Annotated in this window: 18 protein-coding genes; 1 reads left to right on the top strand and 17 read right to left on the bottom strand. The window is 34.7% G+C overall.

Features of this window, described 5'->3' with window-relative positions; all coding sequences use genetic code 11:
• Positions 1-24 precede the first annotated feature (24 nt).
• Entirely contained in the window at positions 25-639 is a 615-nt protein-coding gene (locus tag OEW74_RS10480; RefSeq protein ID WP_265428433.1) for a hypothetical protein, read from the bottom strand.
• A 74-nt stretch (positions 640-713) separates the two neighbouring features.
• Between OEW74_RS10480 and OEW74_RS10475 the strand changes: the two genes are divergently transcribed.
• Positions 714-1,070 (top strand): diacylglycerol kinase family protein, encoded by a 357-nt coding sequence (locus OEW74_RS10475; RefSeq protein ID WP_265428432.1) that lies wholly within the window; start codon positions 714-716, stop codon positions 1,068-1,070.
• Between the two features lie 140 nt (positions 1,071-1,210).
• Here the strand turns inward: OEW74_RS10475 and OEW74_RS10470 are convergent, their stop codons facing one another.
• The 16 genes from OEW74_RS10470 to OEW74_RS10395 all read right to left on the bottom strand — a co-directional run bounded on the left by OEW74_RS10470 (position 1,211) and on the right by OEW74_RS10395 (position 15,804).
• Positions 1,211-1,597, bottom strand: coding sequence for a ribonuclease inhibitor (locus OEW74_RS10470; protein WP_265428431.1), 387 nt, complete (start codon positions 1,595-1,597; stop codon positions 1,211-1,213).
• 96 nt (positions 1,598-1,693) lie between these two features.
• Positions 1,694-5,392 (bottom strand): phosphoribosylformylglycinamidine synthase, encoded by a 3,699-nt coding sequence (locus tag OEW74_RS10465; protein WP_265428430.1) that lies wholly within the window; start codon positions 5,390-5,392, stop codon positions 1,694-1,696.
• Positions 5,393-5,635: 243 nt separating this feature from the next.
• The gene (purB, locus tag OEW74_RS10460) at positions 5,636-7,063 is read right to left on the bottom strand and encodes an adenylosuccinate lyase (protein WP_265428429.1); all 1,428 of its coding nucleotides are present in this window, start codon (positions 7,061-7,063) and stop codon (positions 5,636-5,638) included.
• A gap of 121 nt (positions 7,064-7,184) precedes the next feature.
• Positions 7,185-7,643 carry a DoxX family protein gene (locus OEW74_RS10455; RefSeq protein ID WP_265428428.1) on the bottom strand — a complete coding sequence of 153 codons (459 nt, stop codon included), beginning with the start codon at positions 7,641-7,643 and terminating at the stop codon, positions 7,185-7,187.
• 124 nt (positions 7,644-7,767) lie between these two features.
• On the bottom strand, positions 7,768-8,220 hold the full coding sequence (locus OEW74_RS10450; RefSeq protein ID WP_265428427.1) for an SRPBCC family protein: 453 nt from the start codon (positions 8,218-8,220) through the stop codon (positions 7,768-7,770).
• A 58-nt stretch (positions 8,221-8,278) separates the two neighbouring features.
• Positions 8,279-8,707, bottom strand: coding sequence for an SRPBCC domain-containing protein (locus OEW74_RS10445; RefSeq protein ID WP_265428426.1), 429 nt, complete (start codon positions 8,705-8,707; stop codon positions 8,279-8,281).
• A 30-nt stretch (positions 8,708-8,737) separates the two neighbouring features.
• The gene (locus OEW74_RS10440) at positions 8,738-9,571 is read right to left on the bottom strand and encodes an SDR family oxidoreductase (RefSeq protein WP_265428425.1); all 834 of its coding nucleotides are present in this window, start codon (positions 9,569-9,571) and stop codon (positions 8,738-8,740) included.
• A gap of 136 nt (positions 9,572-9,707) precedes the next feature.
• Positions 9,708-10,571, bottom strand: a complete 864-nt coding sequence (locus tag OEW74_RS10435) for a VOC family protein (protein ID WP_265428424.1) — start codon at positions 10,569-10,571, stop codon at positions 9,708-9,710.
• Positions 10,572-10,637: 66 nt separating this feature from the next.
• Positions 10,638-10,892 carry a hypothetical protein gene (locus OEW74_RS10430; RefSeq protein ID WP_265428423.1) on the bottom strand — a complete coding sequence of 85 codons (255 nt, stop codon included), beginning with the start codon at positions 10,890-10,892 and terminating at the stop codon, positions 10,638-10,640.
• Between the two features lie 17 nt (positions 10,893-10,909).
• Positions 10,910-11,323: an SRPBCC family protein gene (locus tag OEW74_RS10425; protein ID WP_265428422.1), complete on the bottom strand. Its 414-nt coding sequence runs from the start codon at positions 11,321-11,323 to the stop codon at positions 10,910-10,912.
• A gap of 74 nt (positions 11,324-11,397) precedes the next feature.
• A complete protein-coding gene (locus tag OEW74_RS10420) occupies positions 11,398-11,829 on the bottom strand; it encodes a VOC family protein (RefSeq protein WP_265428421.1) in 432 nt (143 codons plus the stop codon).
• A 281-nt stretch (positions 11,830-12,110) separates the two neighbouring features.
• Entirely contained in the window at positions 12,111-12,635 is a 525-nt protein-coding gene (locus OEW74_RS10415; RefSeq protein WP_102979880.1) for a hypothetical protein, read from the bottom strand.
• Positions 12,636-12,784: 149 nt separating this feature from the next.
• Entirely contained in the window at positions 12,785-13,192 is a 408-nt protein-coding gene (locus OEW74_RS10410) for a VOC family protein (RefSeq protein WP_265428419.1), read from the bottom strand.
• Positions 13,193-13,225: 33 nt separating this feature from the next.
• On the bottom strand, positions 13,226-13,639 hold the full coding sequence (locus OEW74_RS10405; protein ID WP_175620562.1) for a VOC family protein: 414 nt from the start codon (positions 13,637-13,639) through the stop codon (positions 13,226-13,228).
• 76 nt (positions 13,640-13,715) lie between these two features.
• Positions 13,716-14,306, bottom strand: coding sequence for a Crp/Fnr family transcriptional regulator (locus OEW74_RS10400; RefSeq protein WP_265428418.1), 591 nt, complete (start codon positions 14,304-14,306; stop codon positions 13,716-13,718).
• 286 nt (positions 14,307-14,592) lie between these two features.
• Complete coding sequence (locus tag OEW74_RS10395) at positions 14,593-15,804, bottom strand: DUF763 domain-containing protein (RefSeq protein ID WP_265428417.1); 1,212 nt, start codon at positions 15,802-15,804, stop codon at positions 14,593-14,595.
• Positions 15,805-15,812: the final 8 nt, after the last annotated feature.

Here is a 15,812-nt window from a genome sequence, read left to right as displayed (position 1 = left end):
ATGGAGAGTTATTAACAAACATCATTATTCTGTTTTAAGTGTTGAGATAATATTCAGAGTTTTGTAGTCGTTAATTTTCGGATCAAAAATCTCCATCGTAAAATAACTGATGCTAACTTTCTTGTTCATCAAAGTTTGATATTCTTTAGGTAAATCTAAATTAGAATCCACAGAAGAGATCCAGTAAAGCTTATTCAGTATCTTATTTTCTCCTACCACATGGAAAACAATAAAGTTTTCTTTCTCGATTTTAGATACCGTTCCGTTGATCAAAAGCTCCGAAGATTCTTTTCCTCCCTCTGCCTCGTCAGAATATTGAGCTATTTTTAAAAACTCTTCCTGACATTCTTCCGCCATCAGAATTCCCATTTTTATTCCTAACTGTTCCATTTTCGCACTGTCCATAATATCAGCAGTAGGATCGATATTATAATCTTTTTTGATCTCTTTTGAAAAAGGCATTGTAGCTTTCAGCATACACACTCCAAGCTCCGCAGTTATTGCAGAACCACTTTTTCCTTCGGTCTTAATTGACTTTACGCAATCGCAAGAAGATTTGGCAATTTCTTTCTTATAGCTCTGTGAAAAAAGGTTAGTAGAAACTACTAAGCCTAGTAAAAAAAGTACATTTTTCATCATTAAAATAAAATTTATCAAATATAAGAGAAAAATTAAAATCTTATCCTTTTTTCTATATTTGTAAAAAAGAAAAAATGCGTAAACCTCCGATTCATAAAAGTTTTCTGAATGCTTTTAGAGGTATTTTCTTTATGCTTAGATCTGAAAGAAATTTTCAACTTGAAGTTTTCGCCCTTTTAATCAATATTTTTCTGATTTTTTATCTAAAACTGTCAAATTTTGATACAATTCTTATCCTTATTGTCAGTTTTGGAGTTTTAACTGCTGAAATTTTCAATACAGCAATCGAGAAAATTTGTAATATCATCCAACCTGAATTTGATAAAAGAATAGGTTTTATAAAAGATGTTTCTGCAGGAGCCGTTACTTTGATGGCGATACTTTCTGTGATTGTGGGAGTTTTAGTTTACTGGAAATATATTTTTAACTAAACAGTCATTGCGAGGAGCGAAGCGACGAAACAATCTCAATTAATTTTAAATTGATACTGGTAATTCCCACAGATTTCTCAGATCTTCACAGGTATTTTGTGTTATTTGCGAAAAACATTCGTGTAATTTATGTTTAAAGATCAATCTAAAATCAACGTAATATTTTTATGCGACTCTATAATTTCAATTAAAATTTCAAATAAAGTCTGCCCTTTCCCGGCAATTAATTCGTCTAATTTTTGCTGAATCAATTGTACATTGAAAGGTTTCCCTTGTCTGATCTTATTTTCGTAAAATTCTTTAGTTAGATCAAAACCTAAATCTTCTTTTGACTTTTGAGAATCTTTCCAAACAATATCTGTTTCAACTCCATATAAAATATCATCAAAGCCATCTAAGGTTCCTACTTTCCAATCTTCATCTTTCATAAAAAGTTGAGAAATCTCTTGGTAAAAACCTTCTAAATCTGAAAAATGACCGCCATTGATGACGGTCATTTTCTTGTTATTATTATTTGAAGTATCCAAATTGTAATTTTAGGTACGAAGATAATCTGTTTTTTCTAAACCTAACTGGTTTTTAAAATCCGTTAGATTTGAACTAAAAATTAATTATCAAATCGCTTATTTGAAATACTCAACTCCGTTTTTAAAGATATTATGATATTTCGCAGTTGGAATGTTTTTCATCAATCCTTCTGCAAAACGTTCAGGGTGTCCCATTCTACCGTAGATTTTTCCACAAGGACTTGTGATTCCCTCAATTCCGAATAATGAGTTATTTGGATTGAATGGCATTCCGTGAGCAATATTTCCGTCTAAATCTAAATATTGAGTGGCAATCTGTCCGTTTTCATATAATTTCTGAATTTCTTCTTCCGAAGCCATAAAACGACCTTCACCGTGAGAAATCGGAATGGTGAAAACTTGATCTTTCATTCCTTTCAACCAAGGCGATTCATCATTTAATACTTTCACATTGACCATTTGAGAAATGTGTCTTCTGATGGCGTTGTGAGCCAACGTCGGAGAATTTTCATCCAAATCTTTGATTCTTCCGTAAGGCAACAATCCTGACTTTACCAACGCTTGGAAACCGTTACAAATTCCGATAATCATCCCGTCTCTGTCAAGCAATTCGTGAACGGCATTTTTCATCTTTTCGTTCTTCAAAACATTCACGATAAACTTAGCAGAACCATCTGGTTCGTCACCTGCAGAAAACCCTCCAGAGAATGCTAAAATTTGCGACTGTTTAATTTCTTCCACCCACGCATCGATGCTTTCGTCAAGCAACTGATGATTGATATTGATTAAAGGTAAACTGTTGACAATTGCGCCTTCTTTTGCAAAAGCATTCAACGTATCATACTCACAGTTTGTCCCTGGGAAAATCGGTGCAAAAACTTTTGGCTGAGCAATCCCGTGTTTCTTAATAATGATATTTCTTGGGTTGATTGAGTTCAGTTTTGAATCTAATTCAACCACGATTTTTTCTTTTTCAACCGTTGAGAAAAGATTTTCGAAAGTTTTTGTATTCGCTTCAAGTAATTTTTCGATTTCAAAATTCAAATTATTGATTTTCATAACATTTGAATTTTTTACTTCACCAATTAATTGAAGTTCAACAGAACTTAATTCTTCATTAGATTCGATGATTAAACTTCCGATATTTTTAGCTAATAAAACGTTCTCATCAGCAATATTTATTTCAGCTCCCAATCTGTTTCCGAAACTCATTTTTGCTAAAGCAACTGCAACTCCACCTTCTTTAATCGTCTTCACAGAAACCACTTTTCCAGCTTTGATATTTTCGAAAATAAGTTCGTAAACATCTTTCAACTTATCATAGTTTGGAAGTCCGTTTTCCTGTGGAATATGGTTGAAGAAATACAATTTATTTCCTGCCTGTTTAAATTCCGGAGAGATGATATTTTTCTTTTCTCCATTAGCACAAGCGAAAGAAATCAACGTTGGGGGAACATTCAAATCCTGGTATGTTCCACTCATTGAATCTTTGCCTCCAATCGCTGCTAAACCAAAATTGATTTGAGCATCATAAGCACCCAAAAGAGACGCCAAAGGTTTCCCCCACTTTTCTGGATTTTGTCCTAATTTTTCAAAATATTCCTGGAAACTGAATCTGATATTTTTATAATCGCCACCCATCGCAACGATCTTCGCAACACTTTCAACCACTGCATAAGAAGCTCCTAACAATGAGTTTTGCTTTGAAATTTCAGCATCAAATCCCCAACTTGCCAAAGAAACCGTTTCGATGTCTTTTGCTCCTAAAATTGGTAACGTCTGAACGCTTCCTTCCATCAAAGTCTGCTGATATTTTCCACCTAAAGGCATCGCAACCGTAGTAGCACCAATCGATGAATCGAACATTTCCAACAAACCTTTTTGAGAGGCAACATTTTTATCGCTTAATATTTTTAAGAAATTCTCTTCGTTAAAAGTCTGTGCCTCTTCTTTCAATTCATTAAGATGTGTAATCTTAACTTCTTGGCTTTTAGAACAACCGTTTGTATCCAAAAACGCTCTTGAAAGGTCAACAATTTTATCACCTTTCCAAAACATCTGCATTCTTCCAGAATCTGTTACTTTTGCAACTTCTACAGCCACAATGTTTTCAGCTTCACAGAATTTGATGAACTGTTCTTTATCTTTTGGTTCAACCACAACCGCCATTCTTTCCTGAGATTCAGAAATAGCAAGCTCGGTTCCGTTCAAACCTTCGTATTTTAAAGGTAAAACATCCAAGTTAACTTCCAAAGAATCAGCAATCTCACCGATTGCTACAGAAACTCCACCCGCTCCGAAATCATTCGATTTTTTAATCAATCTCGCTACTTCAGGATTTCTGAATAATCTCTGGATTTTACGTTCTTCAACCGCATTTCCTTTCTGAACTTCAGAACTCATCGTGTGGATTGAAGTTTCGTCCTGTTCTTTCGAACTTCCGCTTGCTCCACCAACTCCGTCACGACCTGTTGCACCCCCTAAAATAATGATAGAATCACCAGCTTGAGGCTTTTCACGTCTTACCCAATCCACAGGAACAGCTCCGGCAACGAAACCGACCTCCATTCTTTTTGCTTTGTAGCCTTCATCGTAGATTTCAGAAACCATTGTAGTCGCCAAACCGATTTGGTTACCGTAAGAAGAATATCCGTTCGCAGCTTGCTTTGTAATTGTTTTTTGAGGTAATTTTCCTGGTAATGTTTGGTCAACTGATTCTAAAACATCAGCAGCACCCGTCAATCTCATTGCCTGGAAAACAAAAGAACGTCCGGACAAAGGGTCTCTGATCGCGCCTCCTAAACATGTTGAAGCTCCACCAAAAGGTTCGATTTCTGTTGGGTGATTGTGCGTTTCGTTTTTGAATAATAAATACCAAGGTTCTTTTTTACCATCATATTCAGCTTCTATTTGGATGGTACAAGCGTTGATTTCGTCTGAAACCACCAAGTTATCAAGCTTTCCGGTTTTACTAAAATATCTTCCGCAAACGGTCGCCAAATCCATTAAAGAGATTGGTTTCAATTCGCGTCCTAAGAATTTTCTTTTTTCGATATAATCATTGAAAATAGTTTCCAATGTATGTTTAAACTGTCCTTCAAATTCAATATTTGACAATTCTGTTTCAAACGTTGTGTGACGACAGTGGTCGCTCCAATACGTATCTAAAACTTTAAGTTCAGTTTCCGTAGGGTTTCTCTTTTCTGTTTTAAAATATTCCTGAATGAATTTCAAATCATCCAATCCTAAAGCAAAACCGTGATCATTAAAGAATGCTTCAAGCTGAACATCATCAAAATTGATAAAACCTTCGTGAACAATCACTTTTGACGGTGTTTCTTCCGCAGGAATATTTAAAGTTGATAGATCTTTCTCCTGAGATTCTACTTTATTGATCAAAAGGTCTTTGATCTTAACCAAATCAGATTCAGAAACTCCTTCGAACTCGATAAGTTTACCGCTTCTTACTTTAGACTTCTCATTTTCAGTCAGTAAAGCAATACACTGTTGTGCAGAATCAGCACGCTGATCGTATTGTCCCGGTAAAAATTCTAATGCGAAATGAGTTCCTTGTGCAGGATTTTCTTCGATCAAAATATCAGTAACCGGATCTACGAAAGTGCTGTTTACCACTTTTTCGAATTCACCATCGTTTAATCCAAAAATATCGTAAACGTTATACACTTTTACGCTTTGGATAGACGGAACAACCGCTTTTACTTCATCAAAAATTTTTGGACTTTCTACATCGAAAATACCTCTTTTTTCTACGAAAATTCTTTTGTTATTAGACATTAGATGTCAGATATTTATTAGGTTTATTTTAATTTTTTAACTGAAATTTATTTTGGCAACCTCCATTTTGCAGCCCGACTTGAGTGGAGCTCTTTTGCCGCAACAAAGTGGAGGCAAAAAGCGGGAACGGAAGGCGGATAAAGCTGTCCAAAAAACATTTCAGTTTTCAAAACTTTGTCAAAGATTTTCAACTTTGACAAAGTGTAATGCAAAATATGCAGCCCAAAAAGACTGCATATCAATTTATACTTTAAGATCGGCTTCTAATCCTATCAAGTCTTTGTTAGCATCAATTATCGGCTGAACTTCATTTGCGATGAATTCTTCCGTCTGAATAGGTGCAAAACCAATGAAATTTTTAGGATCAAGAACTTCTTTTAATTTTGATTTGTCTAGCTTTAATGAATCGTCATTTAAGATCCTTTCGATAAGGTCGTTTTCTTTACCTTCTTCTTTCACTTTCTTAGACGCTTCCATAGAATGAACTCTGATTACTTCGTGGATTTCCTGACGGTCACCACCAGCTTTCACCTCTTCCATGATGATGTATTCTGTCGCCATAAAAGGAAGTTCTTCCATAATATGTTTGTTGATTCTGTTCGGATAAACTACGATTCCATTCATAATGTTATTCCAAATCAATAGGATCGCATCAACCGCTAAAAACGCCTGAGGAATAGTTAATCTCTTGTTTGCAGAATCATCCAAAGTTCTTTCGAACCATTGTGTTGAAGCAACCATTGCAGAGCTTGTCGTTAAAGACATTACGTATTTTGCCAACGCTCCGATCCTTTCGCTTCTCATTGGGTTACGTTTGTAAGCCATTGCAGATGAACCGATTTGGTTTTTCTCGAATGGTTCTTCTATTTCTTTCAAATTCTGAAGAAGACGTAGATCGTTTGTAAATTTATGTGCAGATTGAGCAATATTTCCTAATAAAGCCACAACTTTAGCATCAATTTTTCTGTCATAAGTTTGTCCGGAAACTCCGAAAACTTTTTCGAATCCGAATCTTTTTGACAATTCTTTATCTAAATGTTTTACTTTAGAATAATCACCATTGAAAAGCTCAAGGAAACTTGCAGCAGTTCCTGTTGTTCCTTTTACTCCTCTGAAACGTAGAGTTTCTAAGAAGAAATCCAATTCTTCAATATCAAGAACTAAACTTTGTAACCAAAGTGTTGCTCTTTTTCCAACAGTTGTTAGCTGAGCTGGTTGGAAGTGTGTAAATCCTAAAGTTGGTAAATCTTTGTATTGAATAGCAAAATCAGAAAGATTTTTCATCACGTTCACCAACTTTTTCTTTAAAATTAAAAGTCCGTCACGGATCTGAATTAAATCTGTATTGTCTCCTACAAACGCCGAAGTTGCTCCCAAGTGAATAATTCCTTTTGCAGAAGGCGCAACATCACCATAAGCGTGAACGTGAGCCATTACATCATGACGGAATTTTTTCTCATAAGCTGCAGCTGCATCATAATCGATGTTTTCTGCATTGGCTTTTAACTCAGCGATTTGCTCGTCTGTGATGTCAAGTCCAAGGTCTTTTTCGATTTCAGCAAGGGCGATCCAAAGCTTTCTCCAATTCTGGAATTTATTGTTATGAGAAAAGTTAAATAACATTTCTTCACTGGAGTAGCGCTCTTCCAATGGATTTTTGTAGGAATTCATTTCTTTACTTTTACTTTTTAGATATGCAAAAATAAGGATTTTCGGTGAGAGAGAAAAATTGTGATGTTGGTTTTAAATTTTGTTTACATCAAAGTTATTTTAATCGATTTAAAACTCATTTTCAGTTCAGATAAATTCCAAAAAACCAAGTCCAGACTATTAAAATAATCTGCATGGGAATTCTTTCTTTATACAAATAAACCATTCCGGGACCTGAATAATTTGCTTTAAAAATATTGACTTTCTTTCTTGACGAATCGATATTTGCAATAAATATTAACACAAAAAAGATGATCAACAAGATTGAAGTAATCTCACGAATTGAAGGAATCATTAAACCAATTGCTGCGGCAATCTCGATTACACCTGTAAAATAGACCCAAAACATTTTTGCCGGAATAAACTCAGGAATCATTAAAGCCATTCCTTTCTGGAATTTAAAATGGGCAAAGCCTGTGAATAGCATAAAAACTGCCATTCCGAGATTTCCTGAAAATAATAGATCCCAATTTCCCTGAAATATTTTTGTGCCCAGTAGCGCTAAAATGAATGTAATAAAAAGAATTGCCAGTAGTTTCATGATAATTGTTTTAGACTCCCACAGATATCACAGATTTCCACAGATGATTGAGAATATTTTTTAAAGTTAAATAAAAAAAGAGGTTTCCTGTAAAAACCTCTTGATAGATACTATTCGATTCATATTATTTTGATTCGGAAAGATCTTTCACGATCTGTAAACCTTTTGTAAAACCCTCATTCATGTGGTCTTTCCATTCGGTCTCGGCCTGAACTTCTGCCTGAAGTTTCACCGTTCCATCATCAAGCGAGATCAGGAAATACTTTTCGAAAGAACCGTTCCACTCCATCACTTCTTTGCTTTGAGTGTCTTCATTTCCGTCTTTATCAACCATTCCCAAATGTTTAAAAACGATCTGATCAGGTTTTTCCAGACTGTCGATTGTGGAAACCATTCCTTCGCCTTCGGTATTTGTAAAATAGGTCTTTCCGCCAACTTTCCAATCCGATCTCATCAATGAAATTGATTTAGGATTGAAAAATTTTGTCCATTCACTATACGTTTCTGGGGTCCACAAAACGTCCCATATTTTTTGTTTTGGGGCATCAATAATGATATTGTATGATAAGTTTTCCATAATAATGATTTTTTTTGGGTATAATTTTGGTAAAAAACAATGGTGTCTTTCTAATAAATCAAAGCTGATTTTCAGCCAAATTTTTCACATTCTGAAGTGCTGCAGGTAATTTTTCTTCAAAAAAGTCCTTGAATTCTGGTGAAGATTTAATGGTGGCTTTTAATATTGTTTCCTCTTCAGTTTCCTCTAATGTATAAGTTTCCGTGGCATCACCCCAATCTTGTGGAACTTCTATACCATCGTAAATTTCCCCTAAATGTAGAAAAGTCATCTCTTTATTGGGATCATTTTTTAAAACACGGCTGTACATTCCGTTGTTATTGGGATCAAAAAATTTAATAATACTGTCTTCATCCCAAGTTCCTACATAAAAAGAGCCTTTCGTGAACGCTGAGATCCATTGTCTATAATGCATGTCGTCCCAAAGAACCGTCCATATTTTTTCTGGAGTTGCGTTGATCTTTATTTCAAATTCTAAAATTTCCATAATTTAATTTTTAGGTTTAAGTAAAATTATTTATCCACCTACAAAATCTCCGCCATTGATGTGAATGATTTCACCCGTGATAAAACTGGAATCTTCCGAAGCCAGAAAAACATATGCAGGTGCAACTTCTGAAGGTTGGCCGGCTCTTTTTAAAGGTGTATCTTTTCCGAAAGAAGCAATATCGTCAAAAGTTTCTTTCACTAACGGAGTCCAGATCGGACCGGGAGCAACACCGTTAACCAAAATTTTCTGCTCTGCAAGATTTGTCGCCAGAGAACGAACGAATGTTGCAATTGCGCCTTTTGTTGACGAATAATCTATGAGATGATCGCTGCCACGATAAGCAGTTACCGAAGTGGTACAAATTATTCGCCCGCCTTTATTCATTAATTTCAAACAATCTCTTGTAAATGAAATCATTGAAATGATATTGACATTGAATGTTTCGTTAATCTGATCATCTGAAATTTTTTCGACATCGCTTTTTGGAAACTGAATTCCAGCATTATTAACCAAAATATCAATGGTTTTCCATTCTTTAGCAATCTTTTCTAAAGAATTTTTTCTAAATGCTTTTTTAGAAATATCCCCTTTTAGAAGAATACATTTCTGTCCTTCTTTTTCAACTAGTTTCTTGGTTTCTTTAGCTTCTTTTACACTTTCTTTATAAATAACAGCAACATCGGCTCCTTCTCTTGCAAAATGCACCGCTACAGCTTGTCCTATTCCGCTGTCGCCACCTGAGATGATTGCTTTTTTATTAAGTAGTTTTTTACTTCCTAAATAATTTTGTCTGATAATTTCAGGATACAAACCTTCTTTAGGTACTTTGGAAAGTGATTTTGACTTGTTCTGTGTCTTCATAAGCAAATCTTTTTATGAATATCATCAAACAGCAAGCCGAAGAGGAAAAGGTTAGTTGTTGGAAGCTGGATGTTGGAAGTTATTTCAGTCTTTATATTACTTCCAGCCTCCAACATCAAACTTCCAGCTTAATTGCCTAAAAATTATAAGATTCTTCTAAATCCCGAATCACAATTTTCTGCATTTTCATCATTGCCTGTACTACTTTTTGCGCTTTCAGCTGATCAGAGTCGCTCATCAATTCGATTAATCTTTTAGGTACAATTTGCCAGCTCATTCCGAATTTATCTTTCAGCCAACCACACATACTTTCTCTTCCGCCATCTGCAGTTAACGAATTCCAAAAATGATCTGTTTCTTCCTGATTTTCTGTCATAATAACCATTGAAATCCCCTCATTAAAATCGAATTTATGATCGTAAGAATTATCCATGCAGAATAAAGAATAGCCATTAATCTGGAAATGGGCGTGCTGTACATTTTCCGGAACTTCGTGGTTTTCATCTCCTACTCCGTCTCCGTATTTCAGAACGCTTTCTATTTTTGAATTAGGAAAAACTTCTGTGTACAATTTCATAGCTTCCATTGCCTTTCCGTTATTTTGATGAATAAACATTAAAGTCGGAATAATTCTTTGCTCACTTTTCTTTTCACCTAAATATAATTGCCATGTTACGCCAAATTTATCCCTAATCCAACCGTATTTTTTACTCCAAGGATAAGAATCTAATGCCATCAAAACAATCCCTCCATCTTCTAATTGATCCCAATATTTCTGAACCTCTTCCTCAGTTTCGCACATCACCATCAATGAAACGGAAGCATTTTTTTCAAAATGTGGACCTCCATTTAAAAGCATTAATTTTTGTCCGAAAAGTTCTATATTCAATACCATCGGAGTATCTGCTGTAATTTTTCCGTCGAATATTTTGCAGTAAAATTCAGCTGATTCTTTTGCATCCCCATCATACCAAAGACATGGGAAAATATTGTTATTCATAATTTTGATTTATTCTTGTTGATTTTATATAACACTTTGTCAAAGATTTAAACTTTGACAAAGTGTTTAATTTTTAAAAGAAAAATTATTTTCTTTCATATAGTTTTTAAGCTTCGAAATCGTATTTTTTCCGAAACCATGAAATTTCATTACTTCTTTTTCAGAATAATCTGACAGTTTTGTGAGAGAATCTATTTGTTTTTTTTCCAGCGCTCTTCTTGCAGGCATTGCTATAATACCCTGCAAAAATTTGTTTTCCACAACATAATTCTCAGTATAAATAGGCTTTAAGCATCTTGCCATTATTACTAAATTGATCATGATTACAGCTTTAAAGTTTAATGGTTTTCTACATATTTATGAAAATTATTAAGAATCGCATACCAACCTTCACGCTGCATCTCAACTGAATTTTGTTTTTCAGGATCAAAAATTTCGGTCACTTTGGTTGTTTTCTCGTCTATTTTCTCAAAAATCACTTCTACTTCTCTTCCGTCTTCAATGTGATATTTTATTCTTTCATTCGGAACTACTTCGTCATAAACTCCTATAAAATCAAAGCCGAAACTTCCGTCTTTTGCTTCCATTCTATTATTGAATTTTCCACCTACTTTCAGATCGTTTTCAGAACTTGGGCAAAACCAGCTTTCATGAGCGAAATTCCATTTGGTAATATGTTTTGGAGCATTAAAATAATCCCAAACTTTTTCCACGGACGCCAAGATTGTAATGTCAATTTTAACTTTATCCATTTAATATTTTGTTTTTTAATGTGTAAAAAGAAGGGTAAACTCAACATCTACCCTTTCATTAATTAAATATAAAACTATTTTGTGTATTCTTCGTTATAATTGATCATCCAATGAACACCGAACTTATCCTGAAAACTTCCGAAATAATCACCCCAAAACTGGTCTTCAAGTGGCATTTCGATATTTCCACCTTCAGAAAGTCCCTTGAAAATTCTATCTGCGTCTTCTTTGGAATCCGGGAAAACAGAAACATAATTATTGTTTCCAACGGTTAAGTTTTGTCCGAATGACGGCACAATGTCTGAAGCCATCAAAAGGTCACCCCCAATAGGAAGCGCAATGTGCATCACTCTGTTTTTTTCTTCGTCTGATAAATTTTCAGTTCCGGGAGCGTTACCCATTTTGTGGATCTCTCCAACGAATTCTCCGCCGAAAACAGATTTGTAAAATGTAAATGCTTTTTCTGCTGTACCATCAAAATTCAGGTACGGATTTAATTTTGCCATGATTTTTATTTTTTAAAAGTTAGTTTTTTTTAAACACGAATTTCGCTAATGGTTTTCACGAATAAAACAATTAAATTTATCGTGAAATTTGTGTAAATATTTGTGTCATTTGTGTTTATCTAAACGCAAAGAGCACAAAGATTTTCTTTAAAGTATTTGAAAACATTTTTCGTTCGTAAAGGCGTCCTACTCAGCAAAGAAAATAAGTTATATTTTCATTCAATTTGTCATTCTGAACGAAAAAGAATCTGTTTGAAATATACTCAAATCTACATTTGATTTTAATACTTCATATTCTCATCAAAGTCGTATTTCATTCCTTCGTAATTGAGAATTCTACGCATCAATCCGATTTGTCCGCAGAGATAATCTTCACGACCGATGCACATTCCAACGAAATTAAGCACGTTTTCAGGGAAAAATTCGATATTCATTCCCATTGGAAAAGCTTTTGCTAAATCTTCGTCTGAAGCTTCCAATAATTTCTGATAAACAAGAGGTGAAATTTTATGAAAAGAATCTTTCAATTGCTGTAAAGATGGATATTCTAAGTTTTCGTCTAAGGCTTTTCCCTGAAAGAAAAAATCTTTAAATTCAAATTCTTCATTTAAACCGAGTACGCTTCCCATTGCATAACGCATATCGAGAAAATTTCCAACCATCCAAACGATGTGGTTTGTTCTGCCTTCAATTCTTTTTAAAGCATCTTCTTCTGAAATTCCATCAAGAACCATCAGAAAACTCTGACTGTGTCCTCGAAATGCAGGAATTATAATTTCTAATTTTGATGATTTTGGTGTATCCATAATTTTGATTTTTTTCACCCACGGATTTCTCAGATTTTCACGGATAATTGTGAATATTTGAAGACCATTTGTGGGTTTATTATTATTTTTTATAGCAAATTTTTCACTTTATAAATCTGCGGTATTAGCTAAATCTGCGAGAGCCTCAATTACTCAGTAGGTATTTGTGACATATCTGCAAAAGTGACATTCCAACCATGTCCATTGATGTCCCAAAAAGAATTTTGATACATCCATCCGTAATCCTGTGGTTCTTCATGTTGATAAGCTCCATTCGCTACAGCAGCATTTACAACCTGATCAACTTCTTCACGGCTGTTTAAACCGATTGCAACCAAGACTTGTGTAGTATCGCCATTCGGAACCGGTCTTTCTGAAAAAGTCTGAAAATATTCTTCCGTTAAAAACATCACATAGATAGTATCGCTCATCACCACACAAACTGCCTTATCGTCTGAAAACTGTTCGTTGATGGAGAATCCTACTTTAGTCCAAAACTCTTTTGTTTTCTGAATATCTTTCACCGGAAGATTCACGTAAATTTGATTGACTTTCATTTTTTCAATTTTTTTTAGGTTAAATATGAAGATTTAAAAATCCGCAGGAAGCTGGGACATATCTGAAAAAAGTACTTCCCATTGATGACCGTCTAAATCTGAAAAAGTTTTCTGATACATCCAGCCATAATCTCTTGGTTCACTGTATTTCGAACCTCCATTTTCTGTAGCAGTTTTCACCATTTCATCTACTTCTTCACGACTGTTTACGCCAATTGCAAGAAGCGTTTGAGTGGTATCTCCTTTTGCAACGGGTCTGTCTGTAAAAGTTTGGAAAAACTCTTCTTTTAAAAACATGGTGTAAATATGATCTTGCTTCATTATTACACAGATTGCTTTTTCATCGGAAAATTGTTCGTTGATCGAAAAACCTAGTTTAGTCCAGAATTCTCTCGTTTTCTGAACATCTTTTACGGGAAGGTTGACGTAAATTTGATTGATTTCCATTTTGTAATTTTTGATGTTAAACTTTTAACCAAAATTACCAAGTCATTGCGAAAATCAACTTGCCATAAGACAAGATTTAATTTTTCTTCGGATGAGATACTATTTCTTTGCGGATTCTGCTTAATGAAGTGTCTGTAATTCCCAGATAAGAAGCAATTTGTTTTAAAGGTGCAAATTGTATCACCTGAGATTTTTGTTCTAAAAGATGAAGGTAACGTTTGGTTGCAGAAAGTGTAAACATCTCTACAGACCGCTGTTTGTATAAAAAAAGCTGTTGAGACATCCAGGCTCTTCCCCATTCTCTAAGGTTCGGGATTTTATGAAAAAGCTCCTGGAAAACATCAAAATCAAGCTTCCAACATTCGCAATCTGTAATGCAGACCATATTTTCCTGAGTGGGAATTCTTTGAAACAGAGAAGAAACATCGATGATAATTTCGTTTTCTGTAAAAAAATTTGTTGTCACATCATTTCCGTTAAAATCATTAACAAAAGAACGCGCCAAACCTTTTTCTAAAATATAATATTCATTGGCCATTTTGCCTTCCTGAAGAATAGCTTCTCCTTTTTGGAAAACTACTTTTTCGTGCGCCTGAATAATTTCATCAAGTTCTTCTTGAAAGAAAAAAGGAAAATCACGATAAACTTCGAAGGCTTTGCTGGTCATCCAATTAATATTTTGAGATTTTAAAATTAAAATTTTTATTGGAATTAAAAGTGAAATATTTTGTATAAATTATCATTTAGTTCTTTTGTCTTGAAATCGAAGATTCGACGAAGTCAAACAAAAGAACCAAAAATTCAAGACGGGAAACTCCGACTAAAATTTTCAAAACTCGCACGAATCAATATTTTTTATTTTTTTCAAATTTATCAACGTGCTCAAACAATGGGAATTTTTTAACGGATTAAATTATAATTTTATTAACGTCTCCGTTTCCTAAGTCAAAAATTTAAAACAAAGAAAGCTGAATTGGTTTAGGTTTTGAAGGTTTTTCAGCATCGCCGAATACTGTTTTCCCACCAAATCTCCATGAATTTTGGCGTTCTTCCTCAATGACTTCATTAATATCAAAATCCGGAGTGAAATTTTTCTCAGCTTCTGAAATAATCGTGTGAAGTTTATTAATGGATTGTAACTTATCAGAGTTTCCCAATTTAGATTTTTCAATTCCTTTTTGGAGAATATTGATGGTTTCATCATAAACATTAATAGGAACAGGAAACGGATGACCGTCTTTTCCGCCGTGTGCAAAAGAAAATCTCGCAGGATCTCTGAATCTTGAAGGAGCACCATGGATAACTTCACTTACCAAAGCAAGACTCTGTAAAGTTCGTGGCCCTACTCCTTTTAACAACAATAATTCTTCAAAATTTTCAGGCTGATTTTCTCTGGTCATGTACAAAAGCGTTCCGAGTTTTTTTAAATCAACATCTGAAGCACGAACATCATGATGAGCCGGCAAAATTAAATTGGCAAAATCCTGCATGATCTTTTCAGAATTCGTATGAGAAATTTCTAAAATTCCTTTGCGGTTTTCCTGTGCTTCATTTGCTGTAAGATTTAGAATATTTCCACGGTTGACTCCCTGAATTCCTTTATGAGGTTCATCTACAAAAGATTTCATATTTTCAGAATGCCAATGGTAGCGGCGCGCTGTACCATCAGAATCATTCATTCCCTGTTGTACAACTGCCCAATTTCCTTCGTCTGACAAAATAAAATTGTGAAGATATAACTGATAACCATCCTGAATCGCAGTATTATCAACTTTTGCTGAAAGTTTACTCGCACGAACTAACTCGTTTCCATCTAATCCGGTTTTATCTGCGATGAGAAGAAGTTCGTTTGGTGTCTCTTTGGAAAGCTTTCCTTTTCCGCCACAAATATAAATTCCGAGCTCTTTGGAATTTTGGTTGATGCTGCGTTTTAAAGCTCCCATTACCGAAGTTGTAATTCCTGAAGAATGCCAATCCATTCCCATCACTGCACCAAAACTTTGAAACCAAAAAGGATCTGCCAACCTTCGGAGAACTTCATTTTTCCCGTAGTCTGCAAGCATTACTTCAACAATAGAAAGCCCAAGTACAGCCATTCTTTCGTAGAGCCAAGGCGGTACTTTTCCGTAGTGAAGTGGTAAAGTTGCGGTTCCGGAACGTTTCATTTGTTATG

The organism is Chryseobacterium sp. YIM B08800 (genome assembly GCF_026163565.1).
Classification (GTDB): Bacteria; Bacteroidota; Bacteroidia; order Flavobacteriales; family Weeksellaceae; genus Chryseobacterium.
Note: the sequence above shows the minus strand (reverse complement) of the source record. Positions and strands in the feature narration are given on the sequence as shown.